The sequence below is a fragment of the Bradyrhizobium sp. CAR08 genome (assembly GCF_052871955.1).
Genome location: NZ_JBIXJX010000001.1, coordinates 38291 through 63737 on the forward strand (window position 1 = coordinate 38291; position 25447 = coordinate 63737).

General features: G+C 64.5%; 23 protein-coding genes. 14 read left to right on the top strand and 9 right to left on the bottom strand.

The features are described 5' to 3' along the window. Position 1: 1 nt before the first annotated feature. From ACIPUD_RS00190 to ACIPUD_RS00200, 3 genes are all read left to right on the top strand, one after another. Positions 2-799: an FAD binding domain-containing protein gene (locus ACIPUD_RS00190; protein ID WP_204512138.1), complete on the top strand. Its 798-nt coding sequence runs from the start codon at positions 2-4 to the stop codon at positions 797-799. A gap of 17 nt (positions 800-816) precedes the next feature. Then, positions 817-2307 (top strand): amidase, encoded by a 1491-nt coding sequence (locus tag ACIPUD_RS00195; protein WP_247475587.1) that lies wholly within the window; start codon positions 817-819, stop codon positions 2305-2307. A 241-nt stretch (positions 2308-2548) separates the two neighbouring features. After that, a complete protein-coding gene (locus ACIPUD_RS00200; protein ID WP_018454031.1) occupies positions 2549-3010 on the top strand; it encodes an Hsp20 family protein in 462 nt (153 codons plus the stop codon). A gap of 258 nt (positions 3011-3268) precedes the next feature. Here the strand turns inward: ACIPUD_RS00200 and ACIPUD_RS00205 are convergent, their stop codons facing one another. Beyond that, positions 3269-3478: a hypothetical protein gene (locus ACIPUD_RS00205; protein WP_317245819.1), complete on the bottom strand. Its 210-nt coding sequence runs from the start codon at positions 3476-3478 to the stop codon at positions 3269-3271. Between ACIPUD_RS00205 and ACIPUD_RS00210 the strand changes: the two genes are divergently transcribed. Beyond that, positions 3471-3596, top strand: a complete 126-nt coding sequence (locus ACIPUD_RS00210) for a hypothetical protein (protein ID WP_317245820.1) — start codon at positions 3471-3473, stop codon at positions 3594-3596. The two genes, ACIPUD_RS00205 and ACIPUD_RS00210, sit on opposite strands and share 8 nt — an antisense overlap. Before the next feature lie 27 nt (positions 3597-3623). Continuing rightward, positions 3624-4736 carry a trypsin-like peptidase domain-containing protein gene (locus ACIPUD_RS00215; protein WP_018454034.1) on the top strand — a complete coding sequence of 371 codons (1113 nt, stop codon included), beginning with the start codon at positions 3624-3626 and terminating at the stop codon, positions 4734-4736. A gap of 105 nt (positions 4737-4841) precedes the next feature. Here ACIPUD_RS00215 and ACIPUD_RS00220 read toward each other — a convergent pair whose 3' ends face one another. Further along, on the bottom strand, positions 4842-5741 hold the full coding sequence (locus tag ACIPUD_RS00220) for a LysR substrate-binding domain-containing protein (protein WP_018454035.1): 900 nt from the start codon (positions 5739-5741) through the stop codon (positions 4842-4844). Positions 5742-5939: 198 nt separating this feature from the next. On the opposite strand from ACIPUD_RS00220, the gene ACIPUD_RS00225 reads away from it, so the two are divergent. After that, positions 5940-6737 (top strand): fumarylacetoacetate hydrolase family protein, encoded by a 798-nt coding sequence (locus tag ACIPUD_RS00225; protein ID WP_085361511.1) that lies wholly within the window; start codon positions 5940-5942, stop codon positions 6735-6737. A 187-nt stretch (positions 6738-6924) separates the two neighbouring features. Here ACIPUD_RS00225 and ACIPUD_RS00230 read toward each other — a convergent pair whose 3' ends face one another. Both ACIPUD_RS00230 and ACIPUD_RS00235 read right to left on the bottom strand, forming a co-directional pair. Beyond that, positions 6925-7776: an HpcH/HpaI aldolase/citrate lyase family protein gene (locus ACIPUD_RS00230; protein ID WP_162496395.1), complete on the bottom strand. Its 852-nt coding sequence runs from the start codon at positions 7774-7776 to the stop codon at positions 6925-6927. Beyond that, a complete protein-coding gene (locus ACIPUD_RS00235; RefSeq protein WP_446479956.1) occupies positions 7776-8279 on the bottom strand; it encodes a MaoC family dehydratase in 504 nt (167 codons plus the stop codon). Before ACIPUD_RS00235 ends, ACIPUD_RS00230 begins: the two co-directional genes overlap by 1 nt. 179 nt (positions 8280-8458) lie before the next feature. Here ACIPUD_RS00235 and ACIPUD_RS00240 point away from each other — a divergent pair, with 179 nt between their 5' ends. Further along, positions 8459-9625, top strand: coding sequence for an acyl-CoA dehydrogenase family protein (locus ACIPUD_RS00240; RefSeq protein WP_007613843.1), 1167 nt, complete (start codon positions 8459-8461; stop codon positions 9623-9625). Between the two features lie 55 nt (positions 9626-9680). On the opposite strand, the gene ACIPUD_RS00245 is transcribed toward ACIPUD_RS00240, so the two are convergent. The 3 genes from ACIPUD_RS00245 to ACIPUD_RS00255 form a co-directional block, all read right to left on the bottom strand. Then, positions 9681-11267 (bottom strand): AMP-binding protein, encoded by a 1587-nt coding sequence (locus ACIPUD_RS00245; RefSeq protein WP_446479957.1) that lies wholly within the window; start codon positions 11265-11267, stop codon positions 9681-9683. 33 nt (positions 11268-11300) lie between these two features. Next, positions 11301-11936, bottom strand: coding sequence for a uracil phosphoribosyltransferase (gene upp / locus ACIPUD_RS00250; protein WP_446479958.1), 636 nt, complete (start codon positions 11934-11936; stop codon positions 11301-11303). Between the two features lie 202 nt (positions 11937-12138). Further along, on the bottom strand, positions 12139-12606 hold the full coding sequence (locus tag ACIPUD_RS00255; protein ID WP_446479959.1) for a hypothetical protein: 468 nt from the start codon (positions 12604-12606) through the stop codon (positions 12139-12141). Between the two features lie 416 nt (positions 12607-13022). On the opposite strand from ACIPUD_RS00255, the gene ACIPUD_RS00260 reads away from it, so the two are divergent. The 6 genes from ACIPUD_RS00260 to ACIPUD_RS00285 all read left to right on the top strand — a co-directional run bounded on the left by ACIPUD_RS00260 (position 13023) and on the right by ACIPUD_RS00285 (position 21171). Continuing rightward, positions 13023-13112 carry a K(+)-transporting ATPase subunit F gene (locus ACIPUD_RS00260; protein WP_018454042.1) on the top strand — a complete coding sequence of 30 codons (90 nt, stop codon included), beginning with the start codon at positions 13023-13025 and terminating at the stop codon, positions 13110-13112. 31 nt (positions 13113-13143) lie between these two features. Next, positions 13144-14847, top strand: coding sequence for a potassium-transporting ATPase subunit KdpA (gene kdpA / locus ACIPUD_RS00265; RefSeq protein ID WP_446479960.1), 1704 nt, complete (start codon positions 13144-13146; stop codon positions 14845-14847). Positions 14848-14896: 49 nt separating this feature from the next. After that, positions 14897-17011 carry a potassium-transporting ATPase subunit KdpB gene (kdpB, locus tag ACIPUD_RS00270; protein WP_446479961.1) on the top strand — a complete coding sequence of 705 codons (2115 nt, stop codon included), beginning with the start codon at positions 14897-14899 and terminating at the stop codon, positions 17009-17011. 110 nt (positions 17012-17121) lie between these two features. Then, positions 17122-17724: a K(+)-transporting ATPase subunit C gene (locus tag ACIPUD_RS00275; protein ID WP_446479962.1), complete on the top strand. Its 603-nt coding sequence runs from the start codon at positions 17122-17124 to the stop codon at positions 17722-17724. 37 nt (positions 17725-17761) lie between these two features. Continuing rightward, complete coding sequence (locus ACIPUD_RS00280; protein ID WP_446479963.1) at positions 17762-20485, top strand: DUF4118 domain-containing protein; 2724 nt, start codon at positions 17762-17764, stop codon at positions 20483-20485. Beyond that, positions 20482-21171 (top strand): response regulator, encoded by a 690-nt coding sequence (locus ACIPUD_RS00285; protein ID WP_446479964.1) that lies wholly within the window; start codon positions 20482-20484, stop codon positions 21169-21171. The genes ACIPUD_RS00280 and ACIPUD_RS00285 overlap by 4 nt, the downstream gene beginning before the upstream one ends. 131 nt (positions 21172-21302) lie before the next feature. Here ACIPUD_RS00285 and ku read toward each other — a convergent pair whose 3' ends face one another. Next, positions 21303-22187, bottom strand: a complete 885-nt coding sequence (gene ku, locus ACIPUD_RS00290; RefSeq protein ID WP_446479965.1) for a non-homologous end joining protein Ku — start codon at positions 22185-22187, stop codon at positions 21303-21305. Between the two features lie 119 nt (positions 22188-22306). Here ku and ligD point away from each other — a divergent pair, with 119 nt between their 5' ends. Then, positions 22307-24994 carry a DNA ligase D gene (gene ligD / locus ACIPUD_RS00295; protein WP_446479966.1) on the top strand — a complete coding sequence of 896 codons (2688 nt, stop codon included), beginning with the start codon at positions 22307-22309 and terminating at the stop codon, positions 24992-24994. Positions 24995-25097: 103 nt separating this feature from the next. On the opposite strand, the gene ACIPUD_RS00300 is transcribed toward ligD, so the two are convergent. Further along, positions 25098-25262, bottom strand: a complete 165-nt coding sequence (locus ACIPUD_RS00300) for a DUF3309 family protein (RefSeq protein WP_007595743.1) — start codon at positions 25260-25262, stop codon at positions 25098-25100. Between the last annotated feature and the right edge of the window lie 185 nt (positions 25263-25447).

A 25447-nucleotide genomic window follows, 5' to 3' on the forward strand; every position in this document is an offset into this window, starting at 1 on the left:
AATGAAGCCGTTTGCCTATCACCAGCCGGACCGGATTCCCGACGCTGCCAAACTGCTGACCTCGATCGAAGACAGCAAGCTCCTCGCCGGCGGCATGACGCTGATCCCGACGCTGAAGCAGCGGCTCGCCAGTCCGCCAGCCCTAGTCGACCTGTCGAGGCTCGGAGATCTGAAGGGCATCACCAACGACGGCGGCACCATCACCATCGGTGCAATGACGCCACATGCCATGGTAGCAGCCTCGAAGCTGGTGCAGACGAAGATCCCGGGTCTCGCCGCGCTAGCCTCGATGATCGGCGATCCCGCCGTACGCATCCGCGGCACTATCGGTGGCTCCGTCGCGAACAACGATCCGTCGGCCGATTATCCGGCAGGTGTGCTCGGATTGGGCGCGACCGTCGTCACCAGCACGCGCGAGATCGCGGCCGACGGGTTCTTCCGTGGTCTGTTCGAGACCGCGCTTGAACCTGGCGAGATCATCACGGCGATCCGCTTTCCCGTGCCGCTCAGGGCGGGCTACGCCAAGTTCAAGGCGCCGGCGTCGCGCTATGCGCTGGTCGGCGTGTTCGTCGCGAAATTCGCCGATGGTGTTCGCGTCGCCGTGACCGGCGCGGGCTCCGGCGTATTCCGCGTTCCCCCGATGGAAGAAGCACTGTCGCGAAATTTCGATCCGTCCGCGATCGCGGCGATCAGGATCGACACCGACGGTCTCACCTCCGATATCCACGCCGAAGCCGACTACCGTGCACATCTCGTCACGGTCATGGCCAAGCGCGCCGTCGACGCGGCGCTCAGCTAGCTCTTTTAGGGTTGATGATGACTGATGGTTCCGGCCGAACGGCCTTCCCGCCGGTGCCGACTGGCCTTGGCTCGCTTTCCGCAACCGAGATCCTGGCCGGCTACCGGCGCAAGGCGTTCACTCCGCGCGATGTCGTCGACGACACCATTGCCGCACTGGAGGCGACGAACGAGGCCTGCAACGCGGTGGTGACGCCGATGTACGGGCAGGCGAGGGCGGAGGCCGACCGTCTCACCAGGGAGATGCGCGCCGGCGAGACCAAGGGAGCGCTCGCCGGTGTCCCCGTCACGATCAAGGACCTGGTCTTTGTCGCGGGCGTGCCGGCCTATGGCGGCTCACCGATGAACAAGGCGTTCGTGCCCGATGTCGACGCGGCGGTTGTCTCAGCGCTGAAGGAAGCGGGTGCGATCGTCACCTGCAAGACCACGACCTGCGAGTCCGGTTACAAGTTGACGGCGGACAGCCCGGTCACCGGCACCACGCGCAATCCCTGGAACCCGGGTCGCACCAGTGGCGGATCGAGCGGCGGCGCGGCGGCGGGCGTTGCCGCCGGCTGCGGTCCGATCGCGATCGGAACCGATGGGGTCGGCTCGATCCGCGTGCCCTCGTCCTTCTGCGGTGTGTTTGGCCTGAAGCCGACCTTTGGCCTGGTGCCCCGTTCGCCCGGCTTCTCGCCACCGTCCTGGGGCTCGCTCGCGCATACCGGGCCGATTACGCGCACGGTCGCGGATGCCGCGTTGACGCTGGAGATCATCGCTGCTTACGATCTGCGCGATCCCGCAAGCCTGCCGGTGGCGGCGCGTCGGTTCGATACGAAGGCCGCGCCGTTGAACGGCATTCGCATCGGCGCCAGCGTCGATCTCGGCTACGCCGCGGTCAGCCCCGATGTGCGCGCGGCGTTCGGCAAGGGGCTGGCCATTCTCGATGCCTGCGGCGCGCAGGTCACCATGGATGGTCCGGGCCTCGATCCCGGGATCCTGGAGCACACGCTGAAGCCGATCGCCTTTACCGAACAGGCGGGCGCGGTCTCGAGCAAGACCACGGCCGATCTCGCCAGCTCCGAAGCAGATTATCTTGACGTCATCAGTGCCGGCAGGCGCTACAGCGGCACGGACTATATCGAAGCAGGGTATCGCCGCGCCCAGGCTCGCAGCAGCTTCCTGAAGCTGTTCGAGCGAGTCGATGCGCTGGTGACGCCGACCGTCGCGGTGACCGCGTTCGAGGCCGGCCGCCTCGGCGTCGACACGATCGACGGCGGCAAGGTCGATCCGCATCTCGGCTGGTCGCCCTTCACCTGGCCGATCAATCTCGCCGGCCTCCCGGCCGCGACGCTGCCCTGCGGCTTCGATCGCGATGGGCTGCCGATCGGCTTGCAGATCGTCGCTCCCTGGCTCGACGAGCCCATGATCTTCCGCATCGCCGCTGCGTTCGAAGCGGCCCAGCCATGGGCGGCGTTCTGGCCACAGCTGACGTTGCGCGAACCGGACCGTGCCCGCGTGAAGGCGTGAGCCGAACCCGGCCTGGAACCGGCCGGCCGCGTCCTCCCGGTTGGCCTCTGCGCCCCAAAAAATTTTTCGAGGGGCCCTCTTGAAGTCGACTTGCGTTCTTCTAAGTCATTTTCGCCGCGAGAGCGGTGTGCCGGGTGCCCGCGAGGGGCCCGGAGCGGGCGCCGGGCCGGTGTCTTTGGACCCGTCTAAAACCCTGTCCTGCGCTCCTTCGTATCCATCTTGCTCTTTGGAGGACTTGGTTATGAGGACCACGTTTGACTTCGCGCCCCTGTGGCGCTCCACCGTCGGCTTCGATCATCTGGCCGGTCTCGTCGACAGCGCGCTGCGCCAGGCGAGCGAAGACAACTATCCCCCCTATAACATCGAACGCTCCGGCGAAGATCACTACCGGATCAGCCTCGCTGTGGCGGGCTTTGGCGTCAACGATATCACGGTGACGGCCGAACAGAATGCGCTGACCGTCGAGGGCAAGAAGCCCGAAGGCGCGACGGGCGAATATCTGTACCAGGGTATCGCCGCACGGCCGTTCCGGCGCGTGTTCAACCTGGCCGATTATGTCCAGGTGAAGCAGGCGTCCTTCCAGGACGGCCTCTTGATCATCGACCTCGTCCGTGAGGTTCCGGAAGCGATGAAGCCGCGCCGGATCCAGATCGCGGGCGCGGCCTCTCCTGCAACTCAGATCGAGCAGAAGAAAGCAGCCTAAGCGCTCGATCGAGGGGAATGGTGGAACGCGGCGCTCAGATATGCGCGCCGCGCTCCCACATGCATGAGAGAACGGCCATTCGACAGCACATCCATCCCTTCGAAAGGAGCGTCAGGGGAGGCCCAACCGATGACAAACGTGAATACGAATTCCGGAAATCTCAACCCGCTGTTTCATCCCGCGGTTCACTACGGTTCGCCCGCGGATGTCCTGAATGCAAAGGAGCTCTCCACGCCGGAGAAGCGGATCATCCTGTCGTCATGGGCGTCCGACATGTACGCGGTCGAATCCTGTCCCGCTTTGCGTGAAATTCCCGGCATGAACCATACGATTCGGCTCGCCGATATTCTCGCGGCCCTGCGCCGGCTCGACGGCGACAATGACGACGACCCGCCGCGCGGCGGCGGCGTCCCGATGCGCCTGCGGCGCCTTGGGCCGCCGCAGAACGGCGAGGCGCGTGATGCTCACGCAGGAGGTTCTTGCTCTGGTGCTGGTCGGCCAGGTCTCCGCGGCCTGGGCCATTCCATTTTTAGCCTTGCAAGGCTGGCTCGACGTGCCGCCAGACAAACGTGAAGCGGCTCTCTGATTTCAATCTCAGACGATGCGACAGGTCATGAAGACGATTGCAATGCGTTCGTTCTCGCTTGCGTTGCTGGTGCTGATACTGACGGCGTCACATCCCGCCGCAGGCCAGATCCCCGATCTGAAGCCGGGCGGCTCGGTGCCGACTTTGGCGCCTCTGGTTCGGCAGGTGACGCCGGCGGTGGTCAACATCTCGGTGCACGGCCGGGTACGCGAGGACAATCCGCTCTATCGTGACCCGCTGTTCCGCGAATTCTTCGACGTTCCGAGGCAGATCGAGAAGGAAGTCAGCGCGACCGGCTCCGGCGTGATCGTCGATGCCCGGAGCGGCTACGTGCTGACCAACAACCACGTGGTCGAAGGCACCTCCGCCCTCCAGATCACGACCAAGGACGGCCGGCAGTTTTCCGCAAAGGTCGTCGGCCGCGACTCGCCGACGGACGTCGCCGTGCTCCAGATCCAGAATCCGACCGGACTGAAGGCGCTTCCCCTCGGTGACAGCGACGCACTGGAAGTCGGGGACTTCGTGCTCGCGATCGGCAATCCCTTCGGCCTCGGCCAGACGGTGACGTCGGGCCTCGTCAGCGCCCTAGGCCGAACCGGCCTCGGCAAGCAGGGTTATGAAGACTTCATTCAGACCGACGCCGCTATCAATCCCGGCAATTCCGGCGGCGCGCTGGTCAGCCTGCAGGGCGAACTGGTCGGCATAAATTCGGCCATCATCTCGCCCGCTGGCGGCAATGTCGGTATTGGCTTTGCCATTCCCGTCAACATGGCGCGCAAGGTGATGGAGCAGATCATCGCCACCGGCAGGGTCGAGCGCGGTCGCATCGGCATTTCGCTGAAGGACCTCCACCCGTCCGTCAACAAGGGACGCACCGAAGGCGCGCTCATCGCCGAAGTTGCCGCGGATTCGCCGGCCGAGAAGGCTGGCCTGCACAAGGGCGACATTGTCACCACGGCGGAGGGCCGCCCGATCCGCACCGCCGCGCAGCTGCGCAATACCATTGGTCTTGCGCGGGTCGGCGACGAGGTGAAGCTCGCTCTGCTGCGCAACGGCACACCGCTCACGGTCCTCGTCCGAGTGGCTCCAGCAACCGAGCCGCGCAATGCCAATGCAGGAAGCAACCGCCTCGTTCGCTAGGCCAATCAAAGAGGATATCACCGCAGCAAGCCGGTCGCTCTTTGTCTGCGATCGTGGACCCGGGACGCAGTTTGGGACGACCGCTGCGCGAACGTCCGGATGGCTTTATCCCAGCTCGATCGGCTCGCCGCGGCCGCTGAGCTCCTCGTCGAGGCGCAGATAGTGCGCGAGATAGTCGTGCAAGGCGGTCGCCGCCTTCGAGGTCGCGCCGCTCGACTTGTAAAGCAGCAGCTCGATCTTCGGCAGCGGCGGCAGGCCCTCGTTCGGGCCGATCTCGCGCATCGCCGGCACCAGCGCGCTGCGGCCGAGTACGGTCACGGCCATGCCGGCGAAGGCCGCCGCCTGGAGGCCGCCGACGCTTTCGCTGACGCAGGCGATGCGCCAGCGCAGATTCGCACGTTCCAGCGTGTCAATCGCGTAGTCGCGATAGATGTTGCCGGGCGGCAGCAACGCCAGCGGGATAGGCCGTTCCTGGTGCGCGGAGGACTGCTCGCCGGTCATCCAGACCAGTTGCTCGCGCCGTACCACCTGGCCGCCCGTAAAATCGTTCATGCGGGTGACGAGCGCGATGTCGACATCGCCGCGCTTGACGAGGCCCACCAGCGGCGTCGAGAGCGCGCAATTGAGCTCGACCTGGACGCGCGGGAATGATTTTCGGAACACGCTGAGGATCTGCGGCAGCATGAAGGCGGCATAGAGGTCGGGCGTGCCGAGTACGACCTGACCCTCGATCTCCTGCGACGCCAGTTGCGAAATCAATTCGTCATGCAACCGCAGGATGGATTTGGCGTAGGTGAGAACCGTGGTGCCGTCCTCGCTCAGCGTCAGCCGGCGCCCGACATGCTCGAACAATTGCTTGCCGGTGAGCTCCTCCAGCCGCTGCAATTGCAGGGTGATCGCCGGCTGGGTGCGGCCCAGCCGCCGCGCGGTCTCGGTGATGCTGCCGGTCTCGACCACGGAGATCAGCGACCGGAGCATGCGGATATCGAGGCTGATGAGGTTCATGCGGCGTCCATGTCGCCCAGAATTTATGCAAGTTCCATGCTAGGGTGAAAGGGAGCCGGTTCGGAAGGCTCGGCTGCAGCCGGCCTGTTCTAAATTAGTCGACGTGCCGGTCCAGCATTGCTGGCATACTGAATATTGATTATCAGGCGGCTCGGCGCGCATTATGCGCCCAACGAACATAAAAAGGGAGCACAAGCCATGAAAGAGACATCAGCAACGCGACGGGAGCTGCTCGCAATTGCCGCGGCGGCAAGTGCTGCCTCAATCGCGGAAGTTGCGCCGGCCGCGGCGCAGGCCGGCCCGAAGCCGATCTTTCCAGTGCCGATGGTCACCATCCCGATCGTCGGCGAAACTCAGGTGTTCCAGGTCCGCCGCATCTACTGCATCGGGCGCAACTACGCGGCGCACGCGATCGAGCGCGGCTCGGACCCGAACCGCGAGCCGCCGTTCTTCTTCCAGAAGCCCACCGACGCGATCCAGAACGTCGCCGTGGGCGAAGTCGCCGATCATCCCTATCCGTCGCTGACCAAGAACTATCACCACGAGGTCGAGCTGGTCGCCGCGCTGAAATCCGGCGGCAGCAACATCCCGGCCGAGAAGGCGCTCGACCACGTCTATGGCTACGCGCTCGGCCTCGACATGACCCGGCGCGATCTCCAGAACGGGATGGCCGCGGAGAAGAAGCCGTGGGAGATCGGCAAGAGCTTTGACCACGCCGCGGTGATCGGCCCGATCCACCCGGCCAGCAAGACCGGGCATTTCGACAAGGGCGCCATCTCGCTGGCGATCAACGGGACGGTGAAGCAGAGCTCGGATCTCAGCAAGATGATCTGGAGCGTGGCCGAGCAAATCGCAAAACTGTCGGAAGCGTTCGAGCTGAAGGCCGGCGACATCATCTATTCCGGCACGCCGGAGAATGTCGGCCCGGTCGTGAAGGGCGACGTGCTGTTGTGCAAGCTCGACGGCTTGCCGGATATGTCGATCAAGATCGTCTAACGCTCCCCTCTCCCCGCCTGCGGAAAGTGAGGGGCCGGACGTTTTCGCTTCGTCATGCCCGGGCTTGTCCCGGGCATCCACGTTTTGGGTGCCGGTTGCGTGGAAGCCCTGGATGGCCGGGACAAGCCCGGCCACGACGACGCTGAGAGTGGCTTCGATCCCATCTGTCGCAGCGCGGCGTCCTGATCTAACTCTGGCCGAGGATCTTCTTTGCGGCGCGAAGATGCGGCTTGTCGATCATCTGGCCGTCGAGGCGCAGCGTGCCGGAGTTCGGATTGCTCGCGAACGCCGCGATCACCTTCTCGGCCCAATTGCGCTCGGCTTCGGTCGGCTCGAACGCCGCGTTGACCACGTCGACGTGCTTGGGATGGATCAGCGCTTTCGCCGAAAAACCGTCACGCCGCGCCGCGCGCGTTTCCTGTTCGAGTCCGGTGAGATTGTCGATGTCGGTATAGACGGTGTCGATCGGCGCGACCTCGGCCGCGGCGGCCGCCATCAGGCAGAGATCGCGGGCCAGACGATAAGGGCTGTGGAACACGCCGCCCGCCGCTTTCTCAGTCGCGCCGAGCGAGGCCGAGAGATCTTCCGCGCCCCACATCAGGCCCGCGAGGCGAGGAGAGCAGCCCTTGTAGCTGCCGAGCCCGAAGATCGAAGCTGCGGTTTCGGTCGCGACGCAGACGATGCGTGTTGAGCCAATGGCGATACCAGCCGCAGCTTCCAAAGCTTCCAGCCAGGTCGCGACCTGTCGCACGTCGTCGCCGCCCTGCGATTTCGGCAGCACGATGCCGTCGGGCTGGCCCGGAATCACCGCGGCAAGGTCGGCGAGCGTCATGCCGGTGTCGAGCGCGTTGACGCGGACATAGAGCTGGTGGGGCTTGTTGCGGCCCTTCAGCATCGTCAGCGTCAACCCGCGCGCCTCCGGCTTCTTGTCGGTGACGACGGAATCTTCGAGATCGATGATCAGCGCGTCGGCGTTGCCTTCGCTGGCCTTCTCGAATTTGCGCGGGGAGTCGCCCGGCACGAACAGCATCGAACGCATCAGACCGGCCTCTTGTGCATCATCGCCATGCGGCGGCATTTGCCGACGATCTCGTCGTTCTGGTTGAGAGCGTGGTGCTCGAACTCGACGATGCCCGCCTTGGGGCGCGATTTGGATTCCCGCAACGAAAGCACCTTCGTCGTCGCCCGCAGCGTGTCGCCATGGAAGACCGGTTTCGGAAAAGTGACGTCGGTCATGCCGAGATTGGCAACGGTGGTGCCCATGGTCGTATCATAGACCGTCATGCCGATCATGATCCCAAGAGTGTAAAGGCTGTTGAAAATGCGCTGGCCGAACTCGGTCTGGGCCGCAAAATGTGCGTCGATGTGCAGCGGCTGCGGATTGAGCGTCAGCAGGCTGAACATGGTGTTGTCCATCTCGGTGACGGTCCGCGTCAGGGGATGCCTGAACTCCTGGCCCACCGAAAACTCCTCGAAATAAAGTCCCGCCATCGCGGTTTCCTCCCTGCGAAATAACGGCGCGCCCGCATCCTCGCGCCGCATGACCCTATGCATGCTACACACAGTTGATAGGGAAATTCACGTATCTGTACCCTGTTTTTCAAGTTAAAGAACGCAAGCGAAGGCACGTTCGGGCGCACCAATCCGCCACGGCCGTCGAGTGGGGAACGCGACGAGGGGGAGATTGCGCGATCGCTTCTCCCAAGAAGGAGATCAAGAATATGGATTTCGCGCTCACCGCTCAGCAGGAAGCCATTCGCGACGCCGTCGCAAAGGTTTGCGAAGACTTTCCCGACGCTTATTGGCTGAAGAAGGACCACGACGGCGGCTTCCCGCACGACTTTCACAAGGCCATGGCGGACGCCGGCTGGCTCGGCATCTGCGTGCCGGAGGAATATGGCGGCTCCGGCCTCGGCATCACCGAGGCCGCGATCATGATGCGCGCCATCGCGGAATCCGGCGCCGGCATGTCCGGCGCGTCCGCGGTGCACATCAACGTGTTCGGTCTCAATCCCGTGGTCGTGTTCGGCACCGAAGAGCAGCGCAAGCGCATGCTGCCGCCGATGGTCGAGGGCCGCGAGAAGGCGTGCTTTGCCGTCACCGAGCCCAACACGGGCCTCAACACCACCCAGCTCAAGACCCGCGCGGTCGCCAAGAACGACCGCTACATCGTCAACGGCCAGAAGGTGTGGATTTCGACCGCGCAGGTCGCGCACAAGATCCTGCTGCTGGCGCGCACCACGCCGCTGGAGGACGTGCGCTCTCCCACGCATGGGCTGAGCCTGTTCTATACGGACTTCGATCGTAACAGGATCAAGGTCCACGAGATCGAGAAGATGGGCCGCAAGGTCGTCGATTCCAACGAGCTGTTCTTCGAGGACTTTGAAATCCCGATGGAGGATCGCATCGGCGAAGAGGGCAAAGGCTTCCAGTACATTCTCGAAGGCATGAACCCCGAGCGCATTCTCATCGCAGCGGAAGCCGTCGGCCTCGGCAAGCTCGCGCTGTCGCGCGCGACCGAATACGCCAAGACCCGCGTGGTGTTCAACCGGCCGATCGGCAAGAACCAGGGCATTCAGCATCCGCTGGCCGTAAACTGGGTTGAGCTCGAGGCGGCCTGGTTGATGGTGATGTCGGCGGCCTGGCAATACGACAAGGGCATGCCTTGCGGCGGCGCCGCCAATGCCGCGAAATACATTGCGGGTGAGGCCGGATATCATGCCTGCGAGCAGGCGGTGATGACCCATGGCGGCTTCGGCTATGCCAAGGAGTTCCACGTCGAGCGTTACTTGCGTGAAGTGCTAATCCCGCGCATCGCGCCGGTCAGTCCGCAGCTTGCGCTCAGCTTCATTGCGGAAAAGGTGCTTGGGCTAGCGAAGTCGTACTAGCTGATGCGCGACCTTTTAGCCGAGACGAATTCGCGTGCTATCCCAGTGGCCGTGCTTATTCCGCGGCGATCCGCTCCATCGCCATGGCCCGAAGTCGGGCGCGCTGGATCTTGACGCCGTTGGCGCTGTCGGTGACGGGGAAGGCCTCCACGACATAGATCCGCGCCGGGACCTTGTAGCCGGCGAGCCGCTCGCGCAGGCGCGCGGTCAACGCGTCCTGCCGCGGCGGCTCGTGGTGGGGGTCCTGGGTGGCAATCACGAAGGCAACACAGCGGGCGTTTCCCTTCAGATCGACCGCGACAACCTGGGCGTCGGCCACGCCAGCGCACGATTTGAGCTCGTCCTCGATCTCGCCCGGTGCGACAAGAAACCCGCCGAGCCGCATGGCGTCGCCCGCGCGGGTTTCGTAGACGAAGGAGCCGTCGCCGCGTAGCCGGCCGATATCGCCGGTGCGGAAGAAGCCGTCCGCGGTGATGGCGTCGCGTGTCGCATCGGGATTGTTGTAGTAGCCGAGGAAGCGTGACGGCGCCCGGATCTCGATCTCACCGGAGACGCCGCGAGCCGCGAGTTCGCCGGTCTCGGTGTCGCGCACACGGATCCTGGCCTCCGGCGACATCGGCCAGCCGCCGCCCTCGATGCGATCGGTGAACGCGTCACTCGAGCGTGCGATCGAGAACAGGGCCTGCACTTCGCTCGAACCGTAGAGGCCGTGCAACGGCATGCCGCGCGCTTCGGCCTCCGCGGCAAGCTCGCGCCAGCCGGGCTGGAACGCGGCAAAGCCGCAGACTTCGAGATGCGGAAACGGACGCGGCGCGTCGGTGAGGGCGAGGATGCGGCGGAACATCTCGTCCGAGCCAAAGGCGTGCGTGATCCCGCACTCGCGGAGAAGCTTCAGCGCCGGCGCGGCCTCGAAGGCGTCGAGCGCATGGACGGTCGCGCCCGCTGCGACGAAGCTGAGCAGGCTCGTCATGCCGAAGGTGCCGCAGAACGGCAGCATAGCCAGCAGCGCATGGCGCTGGGGCGACAGTTTTAGCGCCTCGGCGACGGAGGCGGCGTGCGTGGCCAACGTTCGCTGCGAATGCGCGACAAGCTTCGGTCCTTTGGTCGTGCCTGACGTCGTGTAGAGCAGAACCGGCAGATCGAAATCGTCTTGAGCCGGCGGGGCAGGCGGATAGCGCTTGTCGAAGGCCTCGAAGCGCACGCATGGCCATTGGGCAGGAATCTCATCCGCGCCCACAACTGCAAGCTCTCGCAGCGCAGGCACCTCGTCCTTGGCGACGTCGGCGAGAATAGCGGCAAAGTCGATCGAGCGGAACGCGGCTTCGATCACCATCAGCCGGGCGCCGGACAGCTTCAGGAGATGCGCGACCTCCGCGCTGCGGTAGCGTGTATTGACGGCGGCGACGATCGCCCCAAGCCGGGCGGCGGCGAACAGCAGCGCGATCCATTCGATCCGGTTGACCAGCCAGACCGCGACGACATCGCCCTTGCCGACACCGTGCGCGGCAAGCCAGGCGGCGCTCTGTTCGACCTTTTCCGAGAATTCAGCGCGCGAGACCGGCGTGCCATCGAACACGAAGGCGGGATCGGCGGCGGCTTCGGTCCGGATCAGTGATTGCAGCGAAAATACATTGGCGCTCATGGCAACCGGACTAACCCGACCGCGCGAACCTGTCTACTTGGTGCCGAACATCCTGTCGCCGGCGTCGCCCAACCCCGGCACGATGTAGCCGTGGTCGTTGAGCCGCTCGTCGATCGCGGCGGTCCAGACCGGCACGTCCGGATGCTCGCTCTGGAACTGCGCGATGCCTTCAGGCGCGGCCAGAAGGCAGACGAAGCGGATGTCGCGGGCGCCGCGCGCCTTCAGCAGCGAGGCGCCGGCGCAGGCCGAATTGCCGGTCGCCAGCATCGGGTCCATCAGGATCACGGTGCGGTCCGACAGGTCCTGCGGCGCCTTGAAGTAATATTCCACGGCCTGCAACGTATCGGGATCGCGGTAGAGCCCGATATGGGCGATGCGCGCCGACGGCATCAGCGCCAGCATGCCGTCGAGGAAGCCGACGCCGGCGCGCAGGATCGGCGCCAGCGTGAGCTTCTTGCCGGCGATCTTGGGCGCCCGCATCGGCGCAATCGGCGTCTCGATCTCGACCAGCTCCAGCGGCAGGTCGCGCGTCACCTCGTAGCCGAGCAGCATCCCGACCTCGTTCAGGATCTCGCGAAAGCTCTTGGTCGAGCGATCCTTCTCCCGCATCAGGGAGAGCTTGTGCTGGACCAGGGGGTGGGCGACGACGTTGACGTTGCTGATGCTCATGAAACCGATCTACACGGTTCCGTGAAACTGCGCCAGATCGGCCGGGTGTTTTTGGCCACGCCTTTTAGGCGTGCCTCTTGGCCACGGAGCCGGTTGCTCGCCCCGTAGGCAGCCATGGTCAATTCGCGGTCGATGGGCGTGAGGGCTTTTGCTCCGAGCCCGCGCGCCACGAGTGTGATGACGAGCGTCAGGACCGCGCCCACTAGCCGAAATTTTCGCAGCCGACCGGCTCATAGAGCGGCTCAGACGCGGGACGAACAACGGGAACGCTCGAACGCGAAACTTCCAGGGCCAATGCCTTGACCTCGATGAAAGCCGCCAGCAGCGCCAGCGAAAGATCGGCGTGGCGGGCCTCGACCGCGGTGTCGAGCCAATCCGGCAACTCGCGCTCGCGCGATAGCGCACAGTGCCATTCGCCCTCGTCATAGGCGATGCGGCGGATCCGCCATAGCGGCAGCTCCAGCTCTATCAGCGCCAGCGTGGCATCGGCCCAGGCCTCGACGTCGATCAGGCGCAAGATGCGTGCGGTGCGTTCGCTTTGTCCAAGCAAAGGGATGCGACGGCAGGCGTGCTCGATAATGTCGAGCATCAACGATCGGTTTATCGCCTGCGTGCTGTGCAGGCGATCGCTGAGTGACGGCGGTTCGTGGTGTCGGCGTGCGGCGGTCACGTCAGGCCTCCTGGAATGGCGTTGGTTAGTCGGCCGGCCTCTCCAGGATGGTCAAAACGGCATTTGAAAGCGAGATGGGAATGGCGCGGAAGATATAGGGATTTCATAAGTGTGGGCACCGGGCCGCGGCCGGCCTTTATGAGATTCCTATAACTTCGCCACGGCCCTCGTCTCGAAAACCTATGCCTGGGGTGGCACTTCAGCCCGGTCAAAAGTCCCGTTAGGCGCCGTGGAAATGCACCGGCATTTCCTTTCACGCGCCGACCGGGTCTCCCGAGAAACGGTTGCACCGAAATCAAGGGCGCAACGAGGAGTATCTCCATGATGGACATTCTGATGCTGGCGCTGGGCTTCGGCTTCTTCGCCGTTGCGATCGGCTACACCTACGCCTGCGACCGGCTTTGAGGGAGCGGACCATGATCTTCGATTATTCGCTCGCCGGTGCCGTCTCGCTCGGCCTCCTGTTCTACCTCACTTACGCGCTGCTGCGGCCCGAGCGGTTCTGACCGTGCTCCTGAAGCCTGAAGGGTTAATTCCATGACTGTGATCGGTTGGCTCCAGATCATTCTCTTTTGCGTCATTATCGTCGCGCTGACAAAACCGCTCGGCTGGTACATGACGCGCGTGTTCAACGGCGAGCGGACCTTCCTGTCGCCGGTGCTGCGTCCGATCGAGGCCGGCATCTACTGGTTCTCCGGCGTCGACGAGAAGCGCGAGCAGCATTGGCTGACCTATACGGTCGCCATGCTGTTGTTCCACGTCGGCGGCTTTCTCATCATCTACGGCGTGATGCGGCTTCAGGATGTATTGCCGTTCAATCCAGCCGGGCAGTCGGCGGTCGCCGCCGACTTGTCCTTTAACACCGCGATCTCCTTCATCACCAACACCAACTGGCAGAATTACGGTGGAGAGAGCACGCTGTCCTATCTCGTGCAGATGCTCGGCCTGACGCACCAGAACTTCCTGTCGGCGGCGACCGGCATCGCACTCGCGGTCGCCCTGATCCGCGGCTTCTCGCGTGCGTCGGCACGCACCGTCGGAAATTTCTGGGTCGATGTCACCCGCTGCACATTGTACGTCCTGCTGCCGATCTGCATCGTCTACACGCTGTTCCTGGTCTCGCAGGGCATGCCGCAGACGCTCGGTGACTATGTCGAGGCCACCACGCTCGAAGGTGCCAAGCAGACCATCGCGGTCGGTCCGGTCGCCTCGCAGGTCGCGATCAAGATGCTCGGCACCAATGGCGGTGGCTTCTTCAACGCCAATGCGGCGCATCCGTTCGAAAATCCGACCGCGCTGTCCAACTTCGTGCAGATGCTGTCGATCTTCGTTCTGGGCGCGGCGCTGACCAATTTGTTCGGCCGCATGGTCGGCAACCAGCGCCAGGGCTGGGCGATCCTGTCCGTGATGGGCGTGCTGTTCGTCGCCGGTGTCGCCATCACCTATTGGGCGGAGGCCAACGGTACTTCGACCCTGCACGCGCTCGGCCTGACCGGCGGCAACATGGAAGGCAAGGAGGTTCGCTTCGGCATCGTCGCGTCCTCCCTGTTCGCCGTGATCACGACGGCCGCCTCCTGCGGCGCGGTCAACGCCATGCATGACAGCTTCACCGCGCTCGGCGGCATGATTCCCCTGATCAACATCGAGCTCGGCGAAATCATCGTCGGCGGCGTCGGCGCCGGCATGTACGGCATGCTGCTGTTCGTCATCCTCGCGATCTTCGTGGCGGGCCTGATGGTCGGCCGCACGCCGGAATATGTCGGCAAGAAGATCGAAGCGCGCGAGGTCAAGATGGCGATGCTCGCGATCCTGGTGCTGCCGCTGATGATCCTCGGCTGGACGGCCGTCGGCGTGGTCTATCCGGCGGCGGTCGCCTCGATGGCGAATGCCGGCCCGCACGGCTTTACCGAGGTGCTCTACGCCTTCACCTCGGCGACCGGCAACAACGGCTCGGCTTTCGCAGGCCTCACCGGCAACACCTTCTTCTACAATCTCACGCTTGCAAGCGCGATGTTCGTCGGCCGCTTCTTCATGATCATCCCGGCGATGGCGATTGCGGGGTCGCTCGCCGCCAAGAAATCGATCCCGCCGTCCGCGGGCACCCTCCCGACCACGGGCGGACTGTTCGTCGGCCTGGTCGTGGGCGTGATCCTGATCATCGGCGGCCTCACCTTCTTCCCGGCGCTCGCCCTCGGCCCGATCGTCGAGCATCTCGCGATGAACGCCGGCCAAATCTTCTGACCAGCAAGTGTTCTGATCGACAGCCTTCCGATTGTTTGGAGTGACCTCCATGGATACCATGAAACTGCAAAAACGCGCGTCCGTCTCGGCGATGCTCGATCCCAAGATCGTCGTGCCTGCGATCCGCGCGTCCTTCACCAAGCTCGATCCGCGCTTGATGATCAAGAATCCCGTGATGTTCGTGGTCGAGATCGTGGCCGCGCTCACCACTGTGATCTTCCTCCGCGATCTCGTCACGGGCGGTGGGAATCTTGGCTTTACATTCCAGATCATCGTCTGGCTCTGGTTCACGGTGCTGTTCGCCAACTTCGCCGAAGCGGTGGCCGAAGGCCGCGGCAAGGCGCAGGCGGAATCGCTGCGCAAGACCCGCACCGAGAGTCAGGCCAAGCTGCTGACCGGCGCCGGCCTGGCCTTCGATCTCGTGCCGGGCACCAGCCTCAAGGTCGGCGACATCGTTCTGGTCGAGGCCGGCGATACCATTCCCTCCGATGGCGAGGTGATCGAGGGCGTCGCTTCTGTCAACGAGGCCGCCATCACCGGCGAGTCCGCACCCGTGATCCGCGAATCCGGCGGCGACCGTTCGGCAGTGACCGGCGGCACCCAGGTACTCTCCGACTGGATCCGCGTGCGGATCACGGCAGCTCAAGGCTCGACCTTCATCGACCGCATGATCAAGCTGGTCGAGGGCGCCGAGCGGGCGAAGACCCCGAACGAGATCGCGCTCAACATCCTGCTGGCGGGCCTCACCATCATCTTCGTGTTCGCCACCGTCACCATCCCGAGCTACGCTGCCTATGCCGGCGGCTCGATCTCGGTGGTCGTGCTGGTCGCGCTGTTCGTGACGCTGATCCCGACGACGATCGGCGCGCTGTTGTCGGCGATCGGCATTGCCGGCATGGACCGCCTGGTCCGCTTCAACGTGCTGGCGATGTCCGGCCGCGCCGTCGAGGCCGCCGGAGACGTCGACACGCTGCTGCTCGACAAGACCGGAACGATTACACTCGGCAACCGCCAGGCGACCTCCTTCCGTCCCGTGCGCGGCGTCACCGAACAGGAGCTCGCGGACGCGGCCCAGCTCGCCTCGCTCGCCGACGAGACCCCGGAGGGCCGCTCCATCGTGGTGCTGGCCAAGGACAAATACGGCATCCGTGGCCGCGACATGGCCGAGTTGGGAGCTACCTTCATCCCGTTCACGGCGCAGACCCGCATGAGCGGCGTCGATGCCGGCGGCTCGTCGGTGCGCAAGGGCGCGGTCGATGCCATGCTCAACTACGTCGGCGGCGGTGCGCCGCTCGCCGTTGCCTCGGGCAACACCGCCCGCGCCATCCAGCCAATGCCATTGTCGGACGTCGGCCGCGAGATCCAGACCATTGCCGACGACATATCGAAGGCCGGCGGCACGCCGCTGGCGGTCGCCAGGGACGGCAAGCTGCTCGGCGTCATCCAGCTCAAGGATATCGTCAAGGGCGGCATCCGCGAGCGCTTTGCCGAGCTGCGGCGCATGGGCATTCGCACCGTCATGATTACCGGCGACAATCCGATGACGGCCGCCGCCATCGCAGCGGAAGCCGGCGTTGACGACTTCCTGGCGCAGTCAACGCCTGAGGACAAGCTCAAGCTGATCCGCGACGAGCAGGCCAAGGGCAAGCTGGTGGCGATGTGCGGCGACGGCACCAACGATGCGCCGGCGCTCGCGCAGGCAGACGTCGGTGTCGCCATGAACACCGGCACGCAGGCGGCTCGCGAGGCCGGCAACATGGTCGACCTCGACTCCAATCCGACCAAGCTGATCGAGGTGGTCGAGATTGGCAAGCAGCTCCTGATGACGCGCGGCGCGCTGACCACGTTCTCGATCGCCAACGACATCGCGAAATATTTCGCGATCATCCCGGCGATGTTCCTGGCGTTCTACCCCCAGCTCAACGTGCTCAACGTCATGAACCTGTCGAGCCCGCAGAGCGCTATCCTGTCGGCGATCATCTTCAACGCGCTTGTTATCGTCGCGCTGATCCCGCTGGCGCTGAAGGGCGTCGCCTATCGCGCGGTCGGGGCCGGCGCACTGCTCCGGCGCAACCTGCTGATCTACGGCCTCGGCGGCATCGTCATTCCCTTCATCGGCATCAAGGCGATCGACCTCGTCGTCGTTGCCTTGCACCTGGCTTAACCCCGTCATTGCGAGCGAAGCGAAGCAATCCTGAATTCTTGCCACGGCTGAGAGACTGGATTGCTTCGTCGCTTCGCTCCTCGCAATGACGAAAGAAATAGGAGAAACACATGCTCAGAGAAATCCGCCCTGCCATCGTCCTGCTGCTGGTGCTCACCGCCATCACCGGACTTGCCTATCCGCTCGCGATGACCGCTATTGCCGGCGCGATCTTCCCGGTGCAGGCGCAGGGCAGCCTGATCGAGAAGGACGGAAAGGTGGTCGGCTCCGCCCTGATCGGGCAGGAGTTCAAGGACGACAAATATTTCCACGGCCGTCCCTCGGCGACGGTGGCGCCGGATCCGAACGATTCGACCAAGACGGTACCGGCGCCCTACAACGCCGCCAATTCGGGCGGCTCCAATCTCGGGCCGACCAGCAAGGCGCTGGCCGACCGGCTGAAGGAAGATGTGGACAAGCTCAAGGGCGAGAACCCGAACGCCGCCGTGCCGGTCGACCTCGTGACGACCTCAGCCAGTGGCCTCGATCCGGATATCTCCCCCGAAGCGGCGCAATTCCAGGTGCCGCGCGTCGCGAAGGCGCGAAACGTACCGGAGGATCAGGTCAATCAACTGGTGGCTTCCAACACCGAGGGCCGCCTGCTCGGCCTGATCGGCGAGCCGCGGGTCAACGTGCTGGCTCTCAATCTCGCGCTCGATCGTGCCACGAAGTAGTCTAGGCTAGGTCCGCGCGGATGATTATATTGATCTGATGGTCCGAGAGCGCCGCGATCCCGAACAACGTCCTTCGCCCGAGGCGCTGCTGCAAGCCGCGCGCCGGGAGGAGGGCGTGAGCGGCAAGCTGAAAATCTTCGTCGGCGCCGCTCCCGGCGTCGGCAAGACCTACGAGATGCTGCAAAGCGCCCACGCCAAGCGCAAGGCCGGCATCGACGTCGTGGTCGGCTTCGTCGAGACCCATGGCCGCGCCGAGACCGAGGCGCTGGTGCGCGGGCTGGAAGTGATCCCGCGCAAGAAGCTCGATTATCGCGGCCAGATTGTCGAGGAAATGGACCTCGACGCCGTGATCGCGCGCCGGCCGGAAATCGCGCTGGTCGACGAGCTCGCTCACACCAATGCCGCCGGTAGCCGCCATCCGAAACGCTATCTCGATGTCGAGGAGCTGCTGTCCCACGGCATCGACGTCTACACCGCTGTCAATATCCAGCACATCGAGAGCCTGAACGACGTCGTCGCGCAGATCACCCATGTCCGGGTGCGGGAGACCGTGCCGGATTCGGTGTTCGACCGCGCCGACGCCATCGAGCTGATCGACCTCACGCCCGACGACCTGATCCAGCGGCTGAAAGAGGGCAAGGTCTATGTCCCCAGGCAGGCCGAGCGGGCGCTGGAGCATTATTTCTCGCCGGGCAACCTGACCGCGCTGCGCGAACTCGCGCTGCGGCGCACCGCCGAACGGGTCGACGAGCAGTTGCTCACCCACATGCAGGCGAACGCGATCGCCGGTCCCTGGGCCGCAGGCGAGCGCATCCTCGTCTGCGTCAGCGAAGATCCGCGCGCGGCCAGCCTCGTACGTTACACCAAGCGGCTGGCCGACCGGCTGCACGCGCCGTTCATCGCGGTCTCGATCGAGACGCGGCGCTCGCTCCAGCTCTCCGACGAGCAGCGCGACCGGCTGGCCGATACGCTGCGGCTCGCGGAATCGCTCGGCGGTGAGGCGCTGACGATCCCGGGCGTCGGCCGCCGCCTCGCCGACGACGTCATCAACTTCGCGCAGGGCAACAACGTCACCCAGATCGTGATCGGCAAGTCGACGCGCTCGCTCTGGTTCGAGATGACGCGCGGCTCCGTCGTGCACGATCTGGTGCGCCGCGCCGGCAATATCAGCGTGCACGTCATCCCTGGCGACGAACTCACGAGCGAGCCGGCGCCGAAGACGGCGGTGCAGACCGCAACGCGATCGGACCCGCTCGATGCGCGGCCCTATCTGAAGGCACTCGGGATCACCGCGCTTGGCCTCGCTGCCGCCGTGGCGATCAAGCCGTATTTCGGCATTGAGAACGTCGACCTCATGTTTCTGACCGCCGTGGTGACGGTTGCCGTGCGCTACGGATTGTGGCCGTCGTTGCTCGCGAGTGTCGCGGCATCGCTCGCCTACAATTTCTTCTTCCTGCCGCCGGTCTATACCTTCACCATCACCGATCCGACCAATGTCGCGGCGTTCTTTTTCTTCATGCTGATTGCGTTCGTGGTGTCGAGCGTGGCGGGGCGGGTCCGCACCCAGGCTGATGCTGCGATCGGCCGCATCCGGACCACCGAGCAGCTCTATGCTTTCAGCCGCAAGCTCGCCGGCACCGGCACGCTCGATGACGTGCTGTGGGCGACCGCCTACCAGATCGCGCTGATGCTGAAAGTCCGTGTGGTGCTGCTGTTGCCGGACGAAGGTCTGCTCACGGTGAAATCGGGCTATCCCCCCGAGGACGATCTCGATCAGGCCGACCTTGCCGCCGCCAACTGGGCCTGGAGCAATGACCGCCCTGCAGGCCGCGGCTCGGACACGCTGCCCGGCGCAAAACGGCTGTTCCTGCCGATGCGCACGGGGCGGGGCTCGATCGGCGTCATCGGCATTGACAACGACCGCACTGGTCCCTTGTTGACGCCGGACCAGCGCCGGCTGCTCGACGCCCTGGTGGACCAGGGCGCGCTGGCGATCGAGCGCGTGCTGCTGGTCGAGGACGTCGATCGCGTCAAGCGCTCCGTCGAATCCGAGCGGCTGCGTTCCGCATTGTTGACCTCGATTTCACACGACCTGAAGACGCCGCTCGCATCCGTGCTGGGTGCTGCCTCGACCATGCGCGATCTCGCCAGCGCGCTCTCCGACACCGAGAAGCGCGACCTGCTCGCGACCGTGATCGACGAATCCGAACGGCTCAACCGCTTCATCGCCAATCTGCTCGACATGACCAAGCTCGAATCCGGCGCCATCGTGCCCAACACTGCGTTGCACGATCTCGGAGAGATCGTCGGCAGCGCGCTCCGGCGTGCAGCCAAGATCCTCACCGCCCACAAGGTGGAGCTGGAGTTGGCCGCAGACCTTCCCATGCTCCAGCTCGATGCGGTGCTGTTTGAGCAGGTGCTGTTCAACCTGCTCGACAACGCCGCCAAATATTCGCAACCCCACGCGACGGTTTCTATCCGCAGCCGGCGCGACAGCGATCATGTGGTGCTCCAGATTGCCGACGAGGGCGATGGCATTCCGTCCGAGGAGCTCGAGAGCGTGTTCGACAAGTTTTATCGCGCGCAGAAGGGCGACCATGTCCGTCCCGGCACCGGGCTCGGGCTCGCCATCTCCCGCGGCTTCGTCGAGGCGATGCGTGGCACGATCTCGGCCGCGAACCGCAGCGACCGGAGCGGCGCGGTTCTGACCATTCGTCTACCCATTCCGGCCCGGACCCACGCATTGGATACCGCCGCATGAGCGCTGCCCCGATCAAGGTGCTGGTCATCGACGACGAGCCGCCGATCCGAAAGTTGCTGCGGATGGGGCTCTCGACGCAAGGCTATGAGATCCTGGAGGCGTCGAACGGCAAGACCGCGCTGGAGAAGCTCAGCGAGGATCCCGCGCTGATCATCCTCGATCTTGGCCTGCCCGACATCCAGGGCCATGAGTTGTTGCGCACCATCCGCGCGCGCAACGAAGCTGTGCCGATCGTGGTGCTGTCGAGCCGTGGCGACGAGGCCGGCAAGGTGGAGGCGCTCGATCTCGGGGCCGACGATTACCTGACAAAGCCGTTCGGCATGGACGAGCTGCTGGCGCGCCTGCGCGCCGCGCTGCGGCACCAGCTTCAGATCCAGGGCGAACGCCCGGTGTTTCGTGCCGGCGATCTCTCGGTCGATCTGGTGCGCCGGATCGTCAGGGTCGGAGAGCGCGACGTCAAACTGTCGCCGAAGGAATATGACCTCCTGCGTGTGCTGGTGCAGCACGCCGGCAAGGTGCTCACTCATCGCTTCCTGCTGAGGGAGCTCTGGGACGAGCTGACCGACGCGCAATATCTGCGCGTCTATGTCCGCCAGCTCCGGCAGAAGATCGAAGCCGATCCGGAGCGGCCGCAATATGTGCTGACGGAAACGGGGATCGGCTATCGGCTGAAGGCGGGGGATTGACGCTCCATAGACCTGTAGGGTGGGCAGAGGCGCAAAGCGCCGTGCCCACCATTTCAGTCGCAGTGCGCATGGTGGTGGGCACGCTCCGCTTTGCCCACCCTACGAGATCTAGTATTAGGCGAGCAGTCTCCTCAACCCGCCTTCCTCTGTCGCGCTGTCGACCGATGCGTCTTCTTCGCGGCGCGCGTTCGTCCCGACGCCCGGCGCGCATGGGACTTCGCCGCCGTCTTCTTCCCGCCGCGCCCCTTCAAGCTCTGCTTCAGCGCATCCATCAGGCTGACGACGTTGCTTGGCTTCTCCTCAGGCTCCGGCAGCTCGATTGTCTTGCCGCTGGCCTTGCGCTTCACCAGGGCCTTCAGCGCGTTCTCATAGTCGTCCTTGAACTTGCTGGGATCGAAATGGGAGGCCTTGGTCTGGAGGATATGGCCGGCGAGCTCAACCATGTCCTTGGTGATCTTCGGGCTCTTGATGTCGTCGAAGAACTGGTCCTCGTCGCGCAGTTCGTAGGGGAAGCGCAGCGTGGTGCCGAGCAGACCCTTGCCGAGCGGCTCGATCGCGATGATGTGCTCGCGATTGGTGAGCACGATCTTGGCGAGCGCGACGCGATCCTGGTCCTTCATGGCGTCGCGGATCACGGCAAAGGCATCGACCGCGGCTTTGCCGTCGGGCGCGATGTAGTAGGGATGGTTGAGATAGCGCTGGTCGATCTCGTCGCTTGGCACAAAGCTCTCGATGTCGATGGTGTGGTTGCTCTCGATCTGGACCGCTTCGAGCTCCTCCGGCTCGATCTCGACATATTTGCCCTTGCGCAGCTCGTAGCCGCGTCCCTTCTGGTCGCTCTCGACGACGTCGCCGGTCTCGGCGTCGATCATCTGCTGCTTCAATCGGTTGCCGGTCTCGCGGTTGATCATGTGAAACCGGGTCTTCTCGGCCGCGGTGGTCGCCGGATAAAGCACAACGGGGCAACTGACCAGCGAGAGCTTCAACGTTCCCTTCCAATAGGCGCGCGGTGCCATTCCGTTCTCCAGCGTCTGCGAGTCATTTTGGAACCCCAACCGTCCCGCGGGGTTTTGGTTCCGGGTGGGATGCGGGCCGTGATAAGGCTTCCACGCCGAAAGAGAATCCGGGACCAGTCGTGCTGCAAAAGCTCTCCAAGTATCGACAGAAACGTGATTTCGAGAAGACGCCGGAGCCGTCGGGCAAGACCGCGGTGGCGCCATCGAAGCAGCGCCGCTTCGTGATCCAGAAGCATGACGCTTCGCGGCTGCACTACGATCTGCGGCTCGAGTTCGACGGCGTCTTCAAGTCTTGGGCGGTGACAAAAGGGCCCTCGCTCGATCCGCACGACAAGCGGCTGGCCGTCGAGGTCGAGGATCATCCGCTCGACTATGGCGACTTCGAGGGCACGATTCCGGAAGGCCAGTACGGCGGCGGCACGGTCATGCTGTGGGATCGCGGCACCTGGGAATCCGAAGATCCCGAACGCGGTTTCAAGAAGGGCGATCTGAAATTCACCCTGCATGGCGAGAAGCTGCACGGCAGCTGGGTCCTGGTGCGCATGCGCAACGACCGCACCGGCGGCAAACGGACCAATTGGCTCCTGATCAAGCACCGCGACGAATATGTCCGCGAGGGCGCAGACAACGACATTCTCGAGGAGGACAAATCGGTCGCCTCCGGCCGCGCGATGGATCAGATCGCCGAAGGCAAGGGCCGTGCGCCAAAACCGTTCATGCTGGCGAAGGGCACCAAGGCCAAGGCCGACGCGGTCTGGCAGTCCAACCGGGCGGACGAGGCGAAAGAGCGCACGGTCAAGCCGGCGCCCCGCGCGGCGTTGAAAACCGGCAAAACAGTCAAGAAGAAAGCGACGACCGCGACGACCGCGAACAAGGCGGCGGAGATGCCGGATTTCGTGGCGCCGCAGCTCTGTACGTCGGTCGAGCGCCCGCCGAGCGGCGACGGCTGGTGCCACGAGATCAAGTTCGACGGCTACCGCGTGCAGCTGCGGGTCGAGGGCGGCAAGGCGACGTTGAAGACGCGCAAAGGCCTCGACTGGACCGAAAAATTCGCAACTATCGCGAAGGAGGCGGGCGCGCTGCCGGATATGATGGTCGACGGCGAGATCGTCGCGCTCGACCACAATGGAGCACCCAATTTTTCGTCGCTCCAGGCGGCGCTGTCGGACGGCAAGACCGAGGAGCTCATCTTCTTTGCGTTCGACCTGCTGTTTGCGGAAGGCCTCGATTATCGCCGGCTGCCGCTCGGCGAGCGCAAGGCGCGCTTGAAGGAGCTGCTGGAAGCGCGTAAGCGCAAATCGAGCCAGATTCGCTATGTCGAGCATTTCGAAAGCGGCGGCGACGCCGTGCTGCAATCCGCCTGCAAGCTCGAGCTCGAGGGCGTGGTGTCGAAGAAGCTGGACGCGCCCTATCGTTCGGGGCGGACAGAAAGCTGGACCAAAGCAAAATGCCGCGCCGGCCATGAGGTCGTGATCGGCGGTTACAAGACCACCAATGGCAAATTCCGTTCGCTGATGGCCGGCGTGCACCGCGGTGATCATCTCGCCTTCGTCGGCATGGTCGGCACCGGCTTCGGCGCGGACAAGGTCAAGCGCATCATGCCGTCCTTGAAGGCTATGGAGGCGAAGCAAAGCCCCTTCGGCGGCAAGAACGCACCGAAAAAGACGCGCGAGGTGCACTGGCTGAAGCCGGAGCTCGTGGCGGAGATCGAGTTCGCCGGCTTCACTGCCGACGGCAATATCCGCCAGGCCGCCTTCAAGGGTCTGCGGCAGGACAAGCCGGCGGAGGAGGTCGAGGCCGAGACACCGGTCGATACCGAGCTTGCCGAGCCCTCGACGAAGCAGCGCGCGAAGCCGCGCGCGCAAGCGAAGACCGGTGCACGAACAGCGCAAGCCGGCACTGCCGAAGTGATGGGTGTCGTGCTCTCGAAGCCGGACAAGGCGCTGTGGCCGGACGACGGCAATGGCGATCCCGTTACCAAGCTGGATCTCGCGCGCTACCTCGAAGCCGTCGGCGAATGGATGATCGTGCACCTCAAGGGCCGGCCGTGCTCGCTGATCCGCGCCCCTGATGGCATCAAGGGCGAATGCTTCTTCCAGCGCCACGCCATGCAGGGCACCTCGAACCTTCTGGAGCTCGCGCGGGTCTCCGGCGACCGCAAGCCCTATTTGCAGATCGACCGCATCGAAGGGCTCGCGGCCGTGGCGCAGATCGGCGGCGTCGAGCTGCATCCCTGGAATTGCGCGCCCTACGCCTACGATACCCCGGGCCGGCTGGTGTTCGATCTCGATCCCGCGCCCGACGTCGTCTTCGCCGAGGTCGTTGAGGCCGCCAAGGAGATGCGGCAGCGGCTGACCGACATCGGCATGGAAAGCTTCTGCAAGACCACCGGCGGCAAAGGTCTGCACGTCGTGGTCCCGCTGCGTCACGGCGCGCGCGACCAGGTGAGCTGGAAGGAGGCCAAGGCCTTCGCGCAAGGCGTCTGCCAGTGGATGGCGGACGACGCTCCCGAGCGCTATCTGCTCAACATGTCGAAGAAGCTGCGCAACGGAAAGATCTTCCTGGACTATCTGCGCAACGATCGGATGTCGACGGCGGTGGCGCCGCTGTCGCCGCGTGCGCGAGATGGTGCGACTGTGTCGATGCCGGTCACGTGGGCGCAGGTGAAGAGCGACCTCGATCCGAAGCGGTACACGGTGCGGACGGTGCCCGGCTTGCTGGCGCGATCGAAGGCGTGGGATGGTTATGACGATGCAGCCGCGTCGATCAAGGCGGCGATCAAGAAGCTCGCCGGGAAAACGAAGTAGGGTGGGTAAAGTGAAGCGTGCCCACCATCTTCTCTCAGCCGAGCAAAAAGGTGGGCACGGCGCATTGCGCCTTTGCCCACCCTACTAGATCTTCGTTTGGTGGCTAGATCCGTCCCAGCAGGAGCAGGATCAGCAGGATCACGATGACGAGCCCGAGACCGCCGCCGCCGTAATAGCCGGTGCCGTAGAACGGGCCGCCGCCGATGCCGCTGAAGCCGCCGAGCAGCGCGATGACCAAAATGATCAGAATGATCGTACCGATAGACATGCGGAAATCTCCTCCAGCCCTTCGTTAGAAGGGTCGTTTGCAACCTGTCCCGTGGTGCGAGGGCAACTTGCCGCAGGTTCTAAAGTTCCGCCAATGAAACACCGGGTGCACGCGCAACTTGCATGGAACCTTTGTGGTACCGCCGGGCATGACTATGTGAGGTTCAATCACTAACCGGGCAGAGC

Excerpts from the sequence above, each read along its gene's own strand:
- ACIPUD_RS00190 (WP_204512138.1), top strand. The coding sequence starts at position 2 with ATGAAGCCGTTTGCCTATCACCAGCCGGACCGGATTCCCGACGCTGCC.
- ACIPUD_RS00195 (WP_247475587.1), top strand. The coding sequence starts at position 817 with ATGACTGATGGTTCCGGCCGAACGGCCTTCCCGCCGGTGCCGACTGGC.
- ACIPUD_RS00200 (WP_018454031.1), top strand. The coding sequence starts at position 2,549 with ATGAGGACCACGTTTGACTTCGCGCCCCTGTGGCGCTCCACCGTCGGC.
- ACIPUD_RS00210 (WP_317245820.1), top strand. The coding sequence starts at position 3,471 with ATGCTCACGCAGGAGGTTCTTGCTCTGGTGCTGGTCGGCCAGGTCTCC.
- ACIPUD_RS00215 (WP_018454034.1), top strand. The coding sequence starts at position 3,624 with ATGAAGACGATTGCAATGCGTTCGTTCTCGCTTGCGTTGCTGGTGCTG.
- ACIPUD_RS00220 (WP_018454035.1), bottom strand. The coding sequence starts at position 5,741 with ATGAACCTCATCAGCCTCGATATCCGCATGCTCCGGTCGCTGATCTCC.
- ACIPUD_RS00225 (WP_085361511.1), top strand. The coding sequence starts at position 5,940 with ATGAAAGAGACATCAGCAACGCGACGGGAGCTGCTCGCAATTGCCGCG.
- ACIPUD_RS00230 (WP_162496395.1), bottom strand. The coding sequence starts at position 7,776 with ATGCGTTCGATGCTGTTCGTGCCGGGCGACTCCCCGCGCAAATTCGAG.
- ACIPUD_RS00235 (WP_446479956.1), bottom strand. The coding sequence starts at position 8,279 with ATGCGGCGCGAGGATGCGGGCGCGCCGTTATTTCGCAGGGAGGAAACC.
- ACIPUD_RS00240 (WP_007613843.1), top strand. The coding sequence starts at position 8,459 with ATGGATTTCGCGCTCACCGCTCAGCAGGAAGCCATTCGCGACGCCGTC.
- ACIPUD_RS00245 (WP_446479957.1), bottom strand. The coding sequence starts at position 11,267 with ATGAGCGCCAATGTATTTTCGCTGCAATCACTGATCCGGACCGAAGCC.
- upp (WP_446479958.1), bottom strand. The coding sequence starts at position 11,936 with ATGAGCATCAGCAACGTCAACGTCGTCGCCCACCCCCTGGTCCAGCAC.
- ACIPUD_RS00260 (WP_018454042.1), top strand. The coding sequence starts at position 13,023 with ATGATCTTCGATTATTCGCTCGCCGGTGCCGTCTCGCTCGGCCTCCTG.
- kdpA (WP_446479960.1), top strand. The coding sequence starts at position 13,144 with ATGACTGTGATCGGTTGGCTCCAGATCATTCTCTTTTGCGTCATTATC.
- kdpB (WP_446479961.1), top strand. The coding sequence starts at position 14,897 with ATGGATACCATGAAACTGCAAAAACGCGCGTCCGTCTCGGCGATGCTC.
- ACIPUD_RS00275 (WP_446479962.1), top strand. The coding sequence starts at position 17,122 with ATGCTCAGAGAAATCCGCCCTGCCATCGTCCTGCTGCTGGTGCTCACC.
- ACIPUD_RS00280 (WP_446479963.1), top strand. The coding sequence starts at position 17,762 with ATGGTCCGAGAGCGCCGCGATCCCGAACAACGTCCTTCGCCCGAGGCG.
- ACIPUD_RS00285 (WP_446479964.1), top strand. The coding sequence starts at position 20,482 with ATGAGCGCTGCCCCGATCAAGGTGCTGGTCATCGACGACGAGCCGCCG.
- ku (WP_446479965.1), bottom strand. The coding sequence starts at position 22,187 with ATGGCACCGCGCGCCTATTGGAAGGGAACGTTGAAGCTCTCGCTGGTC.
- ACIPUD_RS00300 (WP_007595743.1), bottom strand. The coding sequence starts at position 25,262 with ATGTCTATCGGTACGATCATTCTGATCATTTTGGTCATCGCGCTGCTC.